The 15178-nt window shown below is 70.5% G+C and carries 18 protein-coding genes; 4 read left to right on the forward strand and 14 right to left on the reverse strand.

Annotated elements, in window-relative coordinates:
• Positions 1 to 4: 4 nt before the first annotated feature.
• From yajC to pdxT, 6 genes are all read right to left on the reverse strand, one after another.
• The gene (gene yajC / locus AC1DVZ_RS15165) at positions 5 to 304 is read right to left on the reverse strand and encodes a preprotein translocase subunit YajC (protein ID WP_477619036.1); all 300 of its coding nucleotides are present in this window, start codon (positions 302 to 304) and stop codon (positions 5 to 7) included.
• Between the two features lie 213 nt (positions 305 to 517).
• Positions 518 to 1621, reverse strand: coding sequence for a Holliday junction branch migration DNA helicase RuvB (gene ruvB, locus AC1DVZ_RS15170; RefSeq protein ID WP_477619037.1), 1104 nt, complete (start codon positions 1619 to 1621; stop codon positions 518 to 520).
• 3 nt (positions 1622 to 1624) lie between these two features.
• Positions 1625 to 2227 carry a Holliday junction branch migration protein RuvA gene (gene ruvA, locus AC1DVZ_RS15175; protein WP_477619038.1) on the reverse strand — a complete coding sequence of 201 codons (603 nt, stop codon included), beginning with the start codon at positions 2225 to 2227 and terminating at the stop codon, positions 1625 to 1627.
• Complete coding sequence (gene ruvC, locus AC1DVZ_RS15180) at positions 2224 to 2775, reverse strand: crossover junction endodeoxyribonuclease RuvC (RefSeq protein ID WP_477619039.1); 552 nt, start codon at positions 2773 to 2775, stop codon at positions 2224 to 2226. The genes ruvA and ruvC overlap by 4 nt, the downstream gene beginning before the upstream one ends.
• 115 nt (positions 2776 to 2890) lie before the next feature.
• A complete protein-coding gene (locus AC1DVZ_RS15185; RefSeq protein ID WP_477619040.1) occupies positions 2891 to 3652 on the reverse strand; it encodes a YebC/PmpR family DNA-binding transcriptional regulator in 762 nt (253 codons plus the stop codon).
• A complete protein-coding gene (gene pdxT, locus AC1DVZ_RS15190) occupies positions 3649 to 4257 on the reverse strand; it encodes a pyridoxal 5'-phosphate synthase glutaminase subunit PdxT (RefSeq protein ID WP_477619041.1) in 609 nt (202 codons plus the stop codon). The genes AC1DVZ_RS15185 and pdxT overlap by 4 nt, the downstream gene beginning before the upstream one ends.
• 82 nt (positions 4258 to 4339) lie before the next feature.
• Between pdxT and AC1DVZ_RS15195 the strand changes: the two genes are divergently transcribed.
• Positions 4340 to 4855 carry a GNAT family N-acetyltransferase gene (locus tag AC1DVZ_RS15195; protein WP_477619042.1) on the forward strand — a complete coding sequence of 172 codons (516 nt, stop codon included), beginning with the start codon at positions 4340 to 4342 and terminating at the stop codon, positions 4853 to 4855.
• Positions 4856 to 4915: 60 nt separating this feature from the next.
• Positions 4916 to 6151: a kynureninase gene (gene kynU / locus AC1DVZ_RS15200; RefSeq protein ID WP_477619043.1), complete on the forward strand. Its 1236-nt coding sequence runs from the start codon at positions 4916 to 4918 to the stop codon at positions 6149 to 6151.
• Positions 6152 to 6255: 104 nt separating this feature from the next.
• Here the strand turns inward: kynU and pdxS are convergent, their stop codons facing one another.
• The 6 genes from pdxS to AC1DVZ_RS15230 all read right to left on the reverse strand — a co-directional run bounded on the left by pdxS (position 6256) and on the right by AC1DVZ_RS15230 (position 11272).
• A complete protein-coding gene (gene pdxS, locus AC1DVZ_RS15205; protein WP_477619044.1) occupies positions 6256 to 7167 on the reverse strand; it encodes a pyridoxal 5'-phosphate synthase lyase subunit PdxS in 912 nt (303 codons plus the stop codon).
• A 285-nt stretch (positions 7168 to 7452) separates the two neighbouring features.
• Complete coding sequence (locus tag AC1DVZ_RS15210; RefSeq protein WP_477619045.1) at positions 7453 to 8040, reverse strand: hypothetical protein; 588 nt, start codon at positions 8038 to 8040, stop codon at positions 7453 to 7455.
• Positions 8040 to 9227 carry a glycosyltransferase family 4 protein gene (locus AC1DVZ_RS15215; protein WP_477619046.1) on the reverse strand — a complete coding sequence of 396 codons (1188 nt, stop codon included), beginning with the start codon at positions 9225 to 9227 and terminating at the stop codon, positions 8040 to 8042. The genes AC1DVZ_RS15210 and AC1DVZ_RS15215 overlap by 1 nt, the downstream gene beginning before the upstream one ends.
• Entirely contained in the window at positions 9224 to 10180 is a 957-nt protein-coding gene (locus tag AC1DVZ_RS15220) for a phosphatidylinositol mannoside acyltransferase (RefSeq protein ID WP_477619047.1), read from the reverse strand. Before AC1DVZ_RS15220 ends, AC1DVZ_RS15215 begins: the two co-directional genes overlap by 4 nt.
• 30 nt (positions 10181 to 10210) lie before the next feature.
• Positions 10211 to 10825: a phosphatidylinositol phosphate synthase gene (gene pgsA / locus AC1DVZ_RS15225; RefSeq protein ID WP_477619048.1), complete on the reverse strand. Its 615-nt coding sequence runs from the start codon at positions 10823 to 10825 to the stop codon at positions 10211 to 10213.
• A 12-nt stretch (positions 10826 to 10837) separates the two neighbouring features.
• Positions 10838 to 11272, reverse strand: a complete 435-nt coding sequence (locus AC1DVZ_RS15230) for a thiol-disulfide oxidoreductase DCC family protein (RefSeq protein ID WP_477619049.1) — start codon at positions 11270 to 11272, stop codon at positions 10838 to 10840.
• Positions 11273 to 11319: 47 nt separating this feature from the next.
• On the opposite strand from AC1DVZ_RS15230, the gene AC1DVZ_RS15235 reads away from it, so the two are divergent.
• Entirely contained in the window at positions 11320 to 11808 is a 489-nt protein-coding gene (locus tag AC1DVZ_RS15235) for a hypothetical protein (protein ID WP_477619050.1), read from the forward strand.
• Complete coding sequence (locus tag AC1DVZ_RS15240; protein ID WP_477619051.1) at positions 11805 to 12680, forward strand: hypothetical protein; 876 nt, start codon at positions 11805 to 11807, stop codon at positions 12678 to 12680. Before AC1DVZ_RS15235 ends, AC1DVZ_RS15240 begins: the two co-directional genes overlap by 4 nt.
• Here the strand turns inward: AC1DVZ_RS15240 and AC1DVZ_RS15245 are convergent.
• Both AC1DVZ_RS15245 and thrS read right to left on the reverse strand, forming a co-directional pair.
• Complete coding sequence (locus tag AC1DVZ_RS15245; RefSeq protein WP_477619052.1) at positions 12577 to 13146, reverse strand: HIT family protein; 570 nt, start codon at positions 13144 to 13146, stop codon at positions 12577 to 12579. The two genes, AC1DVZ_RS15240 and AC1DVZ_RS15245, sit on opposite strands and share 104 nt — an antisense overlap.
• 5 nt (positions 13147 to 13151) lie before the next feature.
• Positions 13152 to 15137, reverse strand: a complete 1986-nt coding sequence (thrS, locus tag AC1DVZ_RS15250; RefSeq protein ID WP_477619053.1) for a threonine--tRNA ligase — start codon at positions 15135 to 15137, stop codon at positions 13152 to 13154.
• Positions 15138 to 15178 lie beyond the last annotated feature (41 nt).

Here is a 15178-nt window from a genome sequence, read left to right on the forward strand (position 1 = left end):
ACCTCTACTCGGTGGTGCTGGGTGCGGCCGGCCCGCTGGACACCGTCTTGGTGCCGATGGCGCGCCGGTCGAAGCGGACGGTGACCCCGGGGCTGATCTCCAGGGTGGCGGTGCTGTCGTCGAGGGAGATGATCGTGCCGTAGAGCCCGGAGGTCGTGCAGACCTCGTCGCCGACAGCCAGGGCTGCCTGCAGTGACTGCACCTCGCGCTGGCGCCGACGCTGGCTGAACACCATGAAGATGATGAGCAGCACCGGCAGCGCAAAGATCAGCAGGCTGGCTATGGGCGAGCCGCCATTCGACATGGAGCAGTCCCTTCACGGTTGGGGCAGTCAGTGTGCGGCGCCACGCAGTCGGGCACGCGCAAGTCCCCGGCTCCAGCCGGGGGACCGCCCGAGTGTAGGTGACGCACGGCATACCGACCAACGTGCCCCACCGTGGCTGCGTTCCAATCGTGACCTTTGCCGGCCAGCCACAACCACCCCGCAGGTATGCCGCGGGCACGCCGGCAGAGCGGGTCACCCGCCGAAGCGGCCCTCACCGGTGTCCAGGGGCAGGCTGGGCTGGGGCTGGTAGCCGTGCGGGGGCGTCAGGCCGAGGTGCTGCCACGCCATGGCGGTCGCGGCGCGGCCACGGGGCGTGCGGGTGATGAAGCCCTCACGGACGAGGAACGGCTCGGCGACGGTCTCGACCGTGTCGGCCTCCTCCCCCACGGCGACGGCCAGGGTCGACAGACCGACCGGTCCCCCTCCGAACCGCCTGCACAGGGAGTCGAGGACGGCACGGTCGAGTCGGTCCAGGCCGCGGTCGTCGACGTCGAACAGGGCCAGCGCGGCGTGCGCCGCCTCCTCGTCCACGACGTGGCGTCCGTGCACCTGGGCCCAGTCGCGGACCCGACGCAGCAGTCGGTTGGCGACGCGTGGTGTGCCACGCGACCGACGGGCGATCTCGGTGATGCCGTCGGTGTCGGCCGACACCTCGAGCAGTCGCGCAGAACGTTCCAGGATCGTGACCAGGTCCTCGGCGGAGTAGAAGTCGAGGTGTCCGGTGAAGCCGAACCGGTCGCGCAGCGGTGCGGGCAGGAGCCCCGCCCGGGTGGTGGCGCCCACGACGGTGAAGGCCGGGAGCTCCAGCGGGATGGCCGTGGCGCCGGGGCCCTTGCCGACGATGACGTCGACGCGGAAGTCCTCCATGGCGAGGTAGAGCATCTCCTCGGCCGAGCGCGACATGCGATGGATCTCGTCGAGGAAGAGCACCTCCCCCTCCATGAGCGAGGAGAGCACGGCCGCGAGATCGCCTGCGTGCTGGATGGCGGGGCCGCTGGTGATGCGGATCGGACGCTCGAGCTCGGTGCCGATCAGCATGGCCAGGGTGGTCTTGCCCAGCCCCGGCGGCCCGGACAGCAGGACGTGGTCGGGCGGCGTCCCGCGTCTCCTTGCTGCCTCGAGCACGAGCGACAGCTGGTCGCACACCCGGGTCTGGCCGGTGAACTCGCTGAGCCTGCGCGGTCGCAGGGCCGCCTCGACGGTGCGTTCGTCGGCGTCGCCCTCGGCGTCGACCACGCGCGCGGTGGCATCGATCGAGGAGTCCTCGAACATCTCGGAGGAGAACCCGTCAGCCATGGCCTATCGCCCGAGCTCTCGCAGGGCCGCACGGAGCATCGCGGAGACGTCGGCACCGGCCGGCGCTGCCTCCGCGGCCCGTGACACCGCGTCATCGGCCTGCTTGGCGGAGTAGCCGAGCCCCACGAGCGCCTCGGCCACCTGGTCACGCCACGCGGTGGCGCCCACGGCCGGGACCGCGGTCGCGGCACCGGCCGCACCGGACGGCATACCGAGCTTGTCGCGCAGCTCGAGGACGATCCGCTCGGCCCCCTTGCGGCCGATGCCGGGCACCTTGGTGAGCGTCGCGAGGTCGGCGCTGCCGACCGCGGCCCGCAATCGGTCCGGGGCCAGGACCGAGAGCATCGCGAGGGCGATCCGAGGTCCGACACCCGAGACGGTCTGCACCTGTTCGAAGATGTCACGCTCGTCGTCGGACGTGAAGGCGTAGAGGGTCAGCGAGTCCTCGCGGACGACCAGGGTGGTCGCGAGCAGCGCCTCCTGACCGAGGTGCAGCGAGGACGCGGTGGCCGGCGTCGTGTGCAGCAGCATGCCGACTCCCCCGACCTCGACGACCACGCGGTCGAGACCGATGTGCCGCACCGGTCCGCGGACCGAGGCGATCACCGGGCCACCGCCGCTCGGCCGGCCGCGCGAAGACGTGCCTGTTCCGCGCGGGCGGCGTCCTGGAGCCGGTTGGCGGCTGCGCCCTGCCAGAGGTGGCAGATCGCGAGGGCCAGGGCGTCGGCGGCATCGGCGGGCTTGGGCGGGGACTCCATCCGCAGGATCCGGGTCACCATCGCCGTCACCTGGGCCTTGTCGGCCCGACCGGATCCGGTGACCGCCGCCTTGACCGAGGTCGGCGTGTGCAGCTGGACCGGCAGCCCCCTGCGTGCCGCGGCCAGCAGCGGGATCGCCGAGGCCTGCATGGTGTTCATGACGCTGGCGACGTTGACGTCGGCGAAGACCTGCTCCACGGCGATCGCATCGGGCTCGAACCGGTCGAGCCAGGCGTCGAGCTCGGTCTGGAGGTAGAGCAGCCGCTCGGCGGTCGGCTCGGTGGCGGGGGAACGCACCACACCGACGGCGACGAGGCGGACCTGGCGACCACGACCGCCCTCGACCACACCGATGCCACACCGGGTCAGGCCGGGATCGACCCCGAGTACGCGCACGACAGCTGCTCCCTCACGTCCGACTGTGTTTTTCGAACGAGCATGCGTTTCCGAACACATGTTCGGGTTGAACGCTACACACCGGTCCGCACCTGCGGGCGCAGCAACACGCCTTCTACTCGTCGTCGTCCTCGATCTCGGCGAGCACGTCGTCGCTGATGTCTCCGTTGGCGAACACGTCCTGCACGTCGTCGGAGTCCTCCAGGGCCTCGATGACGCGGATCATCTTGCGCGCACCGTCGGCGTCGAGCGGGACCCGCAGGTTCGGCACCCACGAGGCCTCGGCCGAGTCGTAGTCGATCCCGGCGTCCTGGACGGCTTTGCGGACGGCGACGAAGTCGGTCGCCTCGGAGATGATCTCGAACGCGTCGCCGAGGTCGTTGACCTCGTCGGCGCCCGCCTCGAGGACGATCTCGAGGATGTCGTCCTCGGTCTTGTCCCCCTTGGGGACCACGACGACGCCCTTGCGGTCGAAGACGTAGGACACCGAACCGGGGTCGGCCAGCTGGCCTCCGTTGCGGGTCAGCGCGGTGCGGACCTCGGCGGCCGCCCGGTTGCGGTTGTCCGTCAGGCACTCGATGAGGACGGCGACACCGCCGGGCGCGTAGCCCTCGTAGGTGATGGTCTCCCAGTCGGCGCCACCGGCCGTCGCACCGGACCCGCGCTTGACGGCGTTGTCGATGTTGTTGTTGGGGACCGAGGTCTTCTTGGCCTTCTGGATGGCGTCGTAGAGCGTCGGGTTGCCCGTGGGGTCACCGCCACCGGTGCGCGCGGCGACCTCGATGTTCTTGATCAGCTTGGCGAAGAGCTTGCCCCGCTTCGCGTCGATGGCAGCCTTCTTGTGCTTCGTGGTTGCCCATTTGCTGTGGCCGCTCATGCCTTGCCTCTCACGATCTCGACGAACAACTGGTGGAACCGGTGGTCACCGGTCACTTCCGGGTGGAAGGAGGTGGCCATCAGCGACCCCTGACGAACGGCGACGATCCTACCTGCGGCGGGTCCGTCCTCGACGCGGGCCAGCACCTCGACCCCCTCGCCCACCTCTTCGACCCACGGCGCACGGATGAACACGGCCCGCATGGGCGCACCACCGATGGCCCGGATGTGCAGGTCCTCCTCGAAGGAGTCCACCTGCCGGCCGAACGCGTTGCGACGCACCGTGATGTCGAGACCGCCGAGCGTCTGCTGGTCGGGTCGGGCGTCGGCGATGCGGTCGGCGAGCATGATCATCCCCGCGCAGGACCCGTATGCCGGCATGCCGGCTCCCAGCCGCGCCCGCAGTGGGTCGCGCAGGTCGAAGGCCCGGACCAGCTTGTCCATGGTCGTGRACTCCCCGCCGGGGATGATGAGCGCGTCCACCGCGTCCAGCTCGGAGGTCCGGCGCACGGTGGCGCCGCGGGCTCCTGCCTGCTCCACGGCATACAGGTGCTCGCGCACGTCGCCCTGGACGGCGAGGACACCAATGGTGGGAACCGAACTCACCGCGCCAGCGTAGGGCCGCAGCTGACAGCCGGATCGCCTGGGTCCTCCGGCTCGCCGGCGGGGGCGACCTAGAGTTGTGGGCATGGGTCAGGTCGTGGTTCGTGAGCGCACGTCGCAGGACATCCCCGTGCTGGCCGACGTGCTCGCCGCGCAGCGACCGCACTCGGGGTATCCCCAGAACTGGCCCCTGCCGTTCCCGGTGGAGGACTTCATCGCGCGCGCCGACGAGGACGCGGCCTGGGCCGCCGAGCTCGACGGCCGCGTGGTCGGGCACGTTGCCGTCGCGCGCGTGGAGCCCGGCATGGAGGCGGACCTCTGGATGGCTGGTACCGGCCGGTCCCGAGAGGAGCTCGCCGCAGTGGCCGTGCTGTTCGTCGACCACACGGTGGTCGGCCGCGGCGTCGGCAAGGCCCTCCTCGCGAAGGCGGTCGAAGCGATCCGCGGCTCGGGCCGGACTCCGGTGCTGGACGTCGTGCAGGAGACCGCATCGGCTGTGGAGCTGTACCGGCGCAGGGGGTGGCAGGTCGTCGGCGAGGGTCGTCCCTGGTGGTTGCCGGACGACCACCAGAACGTGCTCTTCATGGCGCTGCCGGACTGACCTGAGAAAGCCGCCTCGGGGCCCTGACATCGCCCGCCGCCGCCCCGATAGGTTGCGGACATGACCGACCTCGCCTCCCGTGCCGCTGCCCTCGACGCCGAACACGCCTCGACCGACCGCCGCAGCGCCTTCCGCATCCCCGACGGTGTGATCTACCTCGACGGCAACTCGCTCGGCGCGCTCTCGGTCGCCGCTGCCGAGACCGCCGCCGACGTGGTGTCCAGGCAGTGGGGCGAGCAGCTCATCCGGGCGTGGAACGAGTCCGACTGGTGGGGTGCCCCCGAACGCGTCGGCGACCGCATCGGTTCGCTGGTGGGTGCGGCTCAGGGGCAGGTCGTCGTCACCGACTCGACCTCGGTCAACCTGTTCAAGGCCATCGTCGCCGCCTCGCGGATGCGACCGGGCCGCAGCACCGTGCTCACRGACCCGGACTCCTTCCCGACGGACGTCTACATCGCCCGCTCGGCGTGCGACCTGCTCGGCCTGACCCTCGAGCTCGTGCCCACCCCCGAGGCTCCCGCCCGCATTTCCGAGCTGGGTGAGTCGCTCGCGCTGGCCGCCTACTCCCAGGTCGACTACCGCACGGGTGAGCAGTGGGACCTGCCCGCCCTGACCCGCGCGGCGCACGACGTCGGCGCCCTGGTCTGCTGGGACCTGTGCCACTCGGCCGGAGCCATGCCTGTCGGTCTCGACGAGGGTGGCGCCGACCTCGCCGTGGGGTGCGGCTACAAGTACCTCAGCGGCGGGCCGGGGGCGCCGGCCTTCATCTACGTCCGGGCCGAGCACCTCGCGGCCTTCGACAACCCGCTCTCCGGCTGGCAGGGGCACGCCAACCCGTTCGGCATGTCCACCGACTACGACCCCGCAGCCACCATCACCCGGGCCCGGGTCGGCACTGCCCCGCTGCTCAGCCTGCTCACGCTGGAAGGTGCGCTCACGGCATACGACGGCCTGTCGATCGAGGACGTGCGGGCCCGCTCACTGTCGCTGACAGGGCTCTTCATCGAGGCTTTGGACGCCTTGGGCGTCGACCTGCCCCTCGCGACGCCCCGTGAGGACGCGCGGCGCGGCTCYCAGGTGAGCCTGCGACACCCTGAGGCGTACGCCGTGGTGCAGGCCCTCATCGCGCGCGGCGTGATCGGCGACTTCCGCGAGGTCGACATCGTGCGGCTCGGGTTCAGCCCGCTCTACCTGTCGCATGCCGACGTGGTCGCCGCGGCAGAGCACCTGGCAGCGGTCCTCGAGGGACGCGAGTTCGAGCGCGAGGAGTTCCGCGCCCGCAGCCAGGTCACCTGACACGGCCACGACACGGAACGGCGCCGGGGGGTCCAGCCACCCGGCGCCGTTCTGTGTCAGCCGTTCTGTCTCAGCCGTTCTGTCTCAGCTGTGAGCTGGGAAGGTCACCAGCCGCGCTCGGAGAGCCGGTGCGGCTCGGGGATCTCGTCGACGTTGAGGCCGACCATGGCTTCGCCGAGACCGCGGGAGACCTTGGCGATCACGTCGGGGTCGTCGAAGAACGTGGTGGCCTTGACGATCGCCTCGGCGCGCTGGGCCGGGTTGCCGGACTTGAAGATGCCGGAGCCGACGAAGACACCCTCGGCGCCGAGCTGCATCATCATCGCGGCGTCGGCCGGGGTGGCGATGCCGCCCGCGGTGAAGAGCACGACGGGGAGCTTGCCGAGCTCGGCGACCTCCTTGACGAGGTCATAAGGGGCCTGGAGCTCCTTGGCCGCGACGTAGAGCTCGTCCTCGGGCAGGCCCTGGAGCGTGCGGATCTGCTGGCGGATCTGGCGCATGTGGGTGGTCGCGTTGGAGACGTCGCCGGTGCCGGCCTCACCCTTGGAGCGGATCATCGCCGCGCCCTCGGTGATGCGGCGCAGGGCCTCGCCGAGGTTGGTCGCGCCGCAGACGAACGGGACCGTGAAGTTCCACTTGTCGATGTGGTTGGCGTAGTCGGCCGGAGTCAGCACCTCGGACTCGTCGATGTAGTCGACGCCGAGGGACTGCAGCACCTGGGCCTCGACGAAGTGGCCGATGCGGGCCTTGGCCATGACCGGGATCGAGACGGCCTCGATGATGCCGTCGATCATGTCGGGGTCGGACATGCGCGACACGCCACCCTGGGCGCGGATGTCGGCGGGGACCCGCTCGAGGGCCATCACGGCGACGGCGCCGGCGTCCTCGGCGATCTTGGCCTGCTCGACGTTGACGACGTCCATGATGACGCCGCCCTTCAGCATCTCGGCCATGCCGCGCTTGACGCGGGACGTGCCGGTGGTGGGCTGGGAGACGGTGGTGCTCTCGGCGGACATGGCGGACGAACTCCAGATCTGTTCAGGGCGCAGCGCAGGGAACGCGCTTCAGGACCAATGTTAGTTGGTATGCCGCAGGCCCCCGACCGCGGCTCATGGCCACCGATCCCCCGCACTTCTGGCCACCCATGGCGGGTCAGACCCGCGACAGGCGGCTCGCACCCGACACCACTGGCCAGAAGTCGGGAGAGTCCTGCACTTCTGGCCACCCATGGCGGGTCAGACCCGCGACAGGCGGCTCGCACCCGACACCAGTGGCCAGAAGTCGGGAGACGGGGCGGGGGGTCAGTCGCGGACGGCGGGGGGCAGCTCGTCGTCGAACTCGACGGTGCGGGGCAGGTCGGCGTGGCCGGCCAGGCGGAACCACCGGACCACCCACTTGCGCCGGACTCGCTGCACGTCGGTCACCGCGTCGTTCAGGAAGCGCCGGGCCAGCTGCACGCGCACGCCGGCTGCCTCGACCCGCTGCAGGCTGCTCGCCCCGAGAGCGTCGGCGTGACCGCCGCGCAGGTCAGCCACCACGTCCGCCGTGAGCGCCGCCTGGAGGGCCTCGGTCAGGTCGCTCTCCAGCACCTCCCTGGCGCCGAAGCTCTGACCGTCGAGGAGGTCCTCCTCGAGGGCACGCTCGTTGTGTGCCTCAAGAGACTCCGATGCGGCGGCTGCGAGCATGAGCGCGCTGGCCGGGTCGAGCGATCCCGAGTTCGCCAGTTCCAGCGTCGCCTCGGCGCGGCGGACCAGCTGTGCGTCGAGGGCGGACAACGCACCCTCAGCTCGCGTGTGCAGCCGGTCGAGCCGGGCTGCGCTGTAGGACAGGTACCAGGCGACACCCAGCAGCGCCGCGACGACCACGACGCCCCACGTCAACGAGTCCATCAGGCCTCCCCTCCCCTACGACCGCGCAGCAGCCGAGTCCACCGGGTGTCGGCCGCCGGGTCCGACCGCGCGTCCTCGGAGCCGTGGGTGACAGTGTCGTACACCGCCATGACGTCCTCGGCGACGACCGACCAGTCGAACACCCACGCGCGGCGGTGCCCGACCTCCCCGAGCCGCTCGCGCTCCGCCGGGTCACCGAGCAGGCGCAGGAGCTGACGAGCCAGGTCTGCGCTGTCCTCGTTGGTGAACGTCGCGCCGGCCTGTCCGCCGTCGAGGACCCGGACGAAGGCGGGCAGGTTGCTCGCCACGACGGGCGCCCCGGCGCTCATCGCCTCGACGAGCACGATGCCGAAGCTCTCTCCCCCGGTGTGCGGGGCGACGTAGAGGTCGACGGACGACAGCAGGACGGCCTTGTCCTCGTCGCTGACCATGCCCAGGAAGTCGGTGGCAGCGGCCACGGCCGGATCGAGGCGTTCGCGAGCAGCCTGCACGTCACCCGGTCCCGCCACGAGGACGCGCGCTCCAGGATGCCTGGCGAGGACGGCGGGCATGGCGGCGGCCAGCACGGGCAGACCCTTGCGGGGCTCGTCGATCCGCCCGAGGAAGGCGATGGTGGGCGCCGACTCGGTGCCGGTCCACCGCGGGGCGGGCACGGCGTCGGCGAACCGCGACACGTTGACGCCGTTCGGGATGACGACCGCGTCGCCGCCCAGGTGAGTCGTGACGGTGCGCCGCGCGTCCTCGGACACCGCGATCCGCCCGTTGATCTTCTCCAGGCTCGGGCGCAGCAACGGGTAGGCAGCCTGCATCGCGCGGGACCGCAGGTTGGAGGTGTGGAACGTGGCCACCACCGGGCCCTCCGCCGACCACAGCGCGAGCAGGGCGATGCTGGGGGTCACCGGCTCGTGGATGTGGACGACGTCGAAGTCGCCTGCCTCCAGCCAGCGTCCGACCCGTGCGGCGGTCAGCGGTCCGAAGTTCAACCGAGCCACCGACCCGTTGTAGCGCACCGGAACGGCGCGGCCGACGGACTCGACGTAGTCCGGCAGCGGGGTGTCCTCGTCGGCGGGGGCGAGCACCGAGGCGTGGTGCCCCTGACCCAGGAAGTGCTCGGCGAGGTCGCGGACGTGGAACTGCACTCCGCCGGGCACGTCGAAGGAGTAGGGACACACGATGCCGATCCTCACGGCCAGCTCCCTGTCACGCGATCGGGTCGCGGCTCGGGGCGCGGCTCGAGGTCGTCGAGGAACACCCGCTGGAGCATGTGCCAGTCGGCGGTGTGCTCCACGATCGCGGCCCCGAGCGCGTCGGCGCACTGCTGCGTCATCGCGACGGCCTTGGCTCGGGTCGTACCGGTCGACGGCACCTCGACCCGGTCGTGGAAGGTGATGACGATGCGGTGCTTCCAGCCCGGCCGCTCGAGCCGCTCGTAGTGGATCGAGACGGGGTGCAGCGCCGCGCCCGTGCCCAGCGACAGCGCCGCCGGACCCGCCGCCATCTTCGAACGGTGACCGCACAGGTCGACCTCGATGCCACGGTCGGTCAGGTCGCGGTCGGCCAGCAGCGGCATGAGCACCGGCTTCGTGAGGTGCCCCCGCAGCTGTGCGAAGACGTCGCCACCACCGGTCAGCGGCAGGATCGTCATGCCGAGCGACTCACGAAAGGCGAGGAACTCGGCATACACCTCCTCGGGCTCGAGCCGCTCCGCGACGGTGACTACCGGGCCGATCGCCTTCGTGCCCCACGCGCCGGCGAGGTCCCAGTTGCCGAGGTGGCCGAGGAAGCACACGACCGGGCGCCCGGCGGCGAGCTCGGCATGCACGGGGCCATCGCCCACGACCCGGACCGAGTCCGCGATCTGCTCCGGGTTGCGGTCAGGGAGCCGAAACGCCTCGCAGTAGTACCGCAGGTACGAACGCATGCCCGCGCGCACGAGCGCGTCCAGCGCGGCGTCGTCGAGCTCGGGGCGCACCCTCGCGTAGTTGCTCCGCAGGCGCTGCACACCCTTGCCACCGCGGGCGACCGTCAGGTCGGCGATCTGCTCGAAGACCATGTATGCCGTCCGCTCGGGCAGCCGCCGCACGGTGCCCCACCCGAGGCGGTAGCCGCTGACGGCGAGGAGGTCGCCCAGCCCACTCATGACACCAGCCCGGTCACGTCTGGCGGCCGCTCAGGAGGCTTCGACCAGGGCCTGCCGACGCACGAGCAGCATGCGCTGGAACACCGTGACGAGGCTGGCGAGGGCGAGGAGGGCGAGGACCACGCTGAGGACGACCTCGGGCAACCCCAGACCCACCAGACCGGTCACCACGAGCACGGCGACCAGCCGGTCGGCGCGCTCCGCGATCCCGACGTTGGCGGTGAAGCCCAGCCCCTCGGCCCGGGCCTTGGCGTAGGACACCACGCTGCCGAGGATGAGGCAGGCCAGCGCCAGCCCGGCCATCAGGAAGTCGTCGCCGCGGCCGGCATACCAGAGCACGAGGCCACCGAAGATGGCCGAGTCGCCGACGCGGTCGAGGGTGGAGTCGAGGTAGGCGCCCCACTTGCCTGAGCGGCCGGACATCCGCGCCATCACCCCGTCGACGGTGTCGGAGAAGACGAACAGGGTGATGACGATGGTGCCCCAGAAGAACTCGTGCCGGGGGTAGAACGCCAGTGCGCCGACGCACACACCGAGCGTGCCGACGATCGTCACGACGTCCGGGCTGATCCCCAGCTTGAGGAACAGCCGGGCGACCGGGGTGAAGATCTTCGTGAAGAGGGCGCGTGCGTACTTGTTGAGCATGGTGGGGTCAGCCTACTGAGACTGAGCCGCCGTCCCCGCAACACCGCTGTCGGACAGGTGCGTCGGTGCGCAGGCGGGGGTGCCGCCCGGGAGGGCGTAGCGGTGGTCGGCCACCCACGTGTAGACCCGACCGGCCAGCCAGCTGATCCCCGGCAGCGTGACCAGGTGGCCGAGCGGCCGCCACAGCGGGGCTCCCTGCCTGAGGCCCTCGGCGATGGCGAGGTGGGCAGCCAGGACGGTCCCGTCCGGGCGGACGAACTGGGCCGCCTCGATGCAGTCCTGCTCGGTGAGGCCGAAACGACCGAGGTCCACCTGCTGCCACGGCTCGACGTCGTAGCGGTCGCGGCGGTCCACCCAGCGCGTGGCGAAGCGCGCGCTGGTCGTGCAGAACCCGCAGTCGCCGTCGAAGATGAGCAGGCCCCGCTCGCTCCCTGTCACCATGTCCATGCGTCCAGTCTGTCACCCGCATGGGAGCATGACCGCGTGAGGGGAGCATGAGGGGGCCGACCCCGCGGTTGGGCCCGTATGCCGTGTTGTGGCGGTTGGCCGTGACCGCCGCCGTCGTGACGACGGTCTGCCTGGGCACCTGGGCGGGCAACGACAGCTGGTGGCCCTTCGCCCCGATGTCCCAGTACGCGTTCTCGGTGCGGAACGACGGGGTCATCAACTCGTTGACGTTGGATGCGCTCACCGTGGACGGCGACGTCGTGCGCGTGCCGCTGTCCAAGGAGAAGATCGGTATCGAGCGCGCCGAGATCGAAGGACAGGCCCCCCGCATCATCGAGCGCCCCGAGCTCCTCCAGGACATCGCAGTGCTGCATGCGCGCCGGCTTCCGCGCGAGGCGGCCTACGCGGTCCTCTACCTGCGCAACACGTCCACCCAGATCGGCACGGGCTCGGCCACCATCCGCACCCTGGCCACGTGGCAGGTCCGCGACCCGCTGCGCCCCCGGCCGAGCGGCATACCCGGTGGTGCTCCGTGAGCCGCCTTGAGAACCTCCTCGCACCGGAGATCTCGCTCGCCCGGGTCGCCTGGCTGCGGCTCGCGGTCTATGCCTTCGTGTGGCTCGACGTGCTGTGGATCGTGACCGACCCCATCCCCCACGGCGACATCCCGTCGAGCCTCTACCGCGGCCTCGAGGTGCGTTCGCTGCTGCACCTGCCGGCGCCGTCGCACACCTACGTCCGCGTGCTCCTTGCGGTGATCCTGGTGAGCTCCGCAGTCGCCTTCACGGGCAGGCTGCCACGGCTGGCGGGATGGGTCTGCGCCGTCGGGATGCTCGACTGGGTGAGCAATGCCTTCGCCTACTCCAAGGTCGACCACGACCACTTCGCCCTCATCGTTGCCCTGTTCGTCCTGCCGACCGTCGGTCGGGCACGCCTCGGTGACGTCGACGTCAGGTCGCAGGCCGCCGGGTGGGCGATCCGCATGGTGCAGATCGGGGCCGTGTCGATCTACTTCCTTTCGGCCAGCGCCAAGATGCGTTTCGGCGGCAGGGGCTGGGCCAACGGAGCGACCCTGATCTGGGCCCTGACCCGGCGCCCGAACGGCATCGGTCCGTGGGTCGGCGCCCATCCAACCCTCACCCACGCCCTGCAGTGGACCGTGCTCGTGGCCGAGTTCAGCTCACCGATCCTGTTGTGGCTCAGGGGCAAGGCCCTGTATGCCGCGCTGCTCTTCTGGGCGGGCTTCCACCTGAGCACCTACGTGATGCTGAAGATCCACTTCCTGCCCCTCGTGGTGTGCCTGCTCAGCTTCCTGCCGCTGGAGCGCCTGCCGCACCCGGCCACGCTGCGACGAGTCGTGAGCGCACGTCCTCGAGCAGCATCGGAAGAGCCTTCGTCTGTCCGATGACGGGCAGGAAGTTCGAGTCGCCGCCCCACCTCGGCACGATGTGCTGGTGGAGGTGGGCCTGGACGCCCGCTCCGGCGACCGCGCCCTGGTTCATGCCGATGTTGTAGCCGTGCGGCCCGGAGGCGGTGTCGATCGCGGCGATGACCTGCTTGGTCAGCAGCGCGAACTCGGTGGTCTCCTCGTCCGTCAGGTCGACGTAGAGGGAGGCGTGGCGGTAGGGGCACACGAGCACGTGGCCCGGGTTGTAGGGGAACAGGTTCATGACGACGTAGCAGGTCTGGCCCCGGTGCACGATGAGCCCGGTCCGGTCGTCCTTCGCCGGGGCGGCACAGAACGGGCAGCCGTCACCCGCGTCCTCGCTCGGCCGCTCGCCGGTGACGTAGGCGAGGCGGTGCGGCGTCCAGAGTCGCTGGAAGCCGTCCTGCACTCCGGCGAAGTCGGTGTCCGGCTCGAGGGCGTCGGTCATCTCCGTCAGACCTGGACGCGTGCCTCGACCGCGGCGACGATCTCGGCGATCGCGTCGTCGACGGGCACGCCGTTCTTCTGCTCGCCCGTGCGGTAGCGGAACGACACCGCGCCGGCACTGCGGTCCTCGTCGCCGGCGATCAGGACGAACGGGACCTTCGACTTCGACGCGTTGCGGATCTTTTTGGGGAACCTGTCGTCGGTGTCGTCGATCTCGACACGGATCCCCTTGCGGCGCAGCTGGTCAGCCACGTCGTGCAGGTAGGCCGAGAACTCCTCGGCGACCGGCACCCCGAGCACCTGCACCGGCGAGAGCCAGGGCGGGAACGCACCGGCGTAGTGCTCCACGAGCACGCCGAGGAACCGCTCGATCGAGCCGAACTTCGCCGAGTGGATCATCACCGGCTGCTGTCGCGAGCCGTCGGCCGCCTGGTACTCCAGCCCGAACCGCTCCGGCTGGTTGAAGTCGTACTGGATGGTCGACATCTGCCAGGTGCGACCGATCGCGTCGCGTGCCTGCACGGAGATCTTCGGCCCGTAGTAGGCCGCGCCACCCGGGTCGAGGACGAGCTCGAGGCCGGACTCGGTGGCGACGTCACGCAGCACGTCGGTCGCGTGCTCCCACTGCTCGTCGGAGCCGATGAACTTGTCCTTCTTGTCGCCCTCGGTCTCGCGGGTGGACAGCTCGAGGTAGTAGTCGTCCATGCCGAAGTCGCGCAGCAGCGACAGCACGAAATTCAGCAGGTGCTTGATCTCGCCCGGCGCCTGCTCGGCGGTGACGTAGGAGTGCGAGTCGTCCTGGGTCATGCCACGCACGCGGGTCAGGCCGTGCACGACGCCGGACTTCTCGAACCGGTAGACCGAGCCGAACTCGAACAGCCGCAACGGCAGCTCTCGGTAGGAGCGGCCCCGCGAGCGGAAGATGAGGTTGTGCATGGGGCAGTTCATCGCCTTGAGGCGGTACTCGGTGCCCTCGAACTCCATCGGCGGGAACATGGTGTCCGCGTAGTAGGGCAGGTGACCCGAGGTGTGGAACAGGCCGTCCTTGCTGATGTGGGGGGTGCCGACGTACTGGAAACCCTCCTCGATGTGCCGGCGGCGGACGTAGTCCTCCATCTCGCGCTTGATCACCCCGCCCTTGGGGTGGAAGACGGCCAGGCCGGACCCGAGCTCGTCGGGGAAGCTGAACAGGTCCTGCTCGGCGCCGATCTTGCGGTGGTCACGACGCTCGGCCTCGGCGAGTCGGTCGAGGTAGGCCTTCAGCTCGTCCTTGGTGGGCCACGCGGTGCCGTAGACGCGCTGCAGCTGGGGGTTCTTCTCGCTCCCACGCCAGTAGGCGCCACCACTGCGCATCAGCTTGAAGGCATTGCCGAGCACCTTGGTCGACGGCACGTGCGGGCCGCGACACAGGTCGCCCCAGGCACGGGTGCCGTCGCGCTTGACGTTGTCGTAGATGGTCAGCTGGGCGCCGCCCACCTCGACGTCCGCACCCTCGGCCTGCTCCCCCGCCGCGCCACCCTTGAGTCCGATGAGCTCGACCTTGTAGGGCTCGTCGGCCAGCTCGACGGCGGCGTCGGCGTCGCTGATCTCACGGCGCACGAAGGTCTGGCCCTCGTTGACGATGCGCTGCATGACCTTCTCGAGGGCCTTCAGGTCGTCGGGCTGGAACGGCTCTGCGACGTCGAAGTCGTAGTAGAACCCGTCACGCACCGGCGGACCGATTCCGAGTCGCGCCTTGGGGTTGACCTCCTGGACGGCCTGCGCGAGGACGTGGGCGGCGCTGTGCCGCAGCACGTCGAGCCCGTCCTGCTCCTGCGCGGTCACGGGCTCGACGGCATCGCCGTCGGCGAGGACGTGGGCAAGGTCGCGCAGCTCACCGTTGACGCGGGCCACGAGGACCGCGCGGTCACCCTCGAACAGCTCGGCAGCGGTCGTCTGCTCCGGCACCGATCGCTCGCTTCCGGCGACGGTGACGGTGATCTCGGCAGACACGGTGCTCACTCCTGGGGTGGATGACTGGGTATGCCGCGTGC

Source organism: Pedococcus sp. P2_E5 (genome assembly GCF_056403895.1).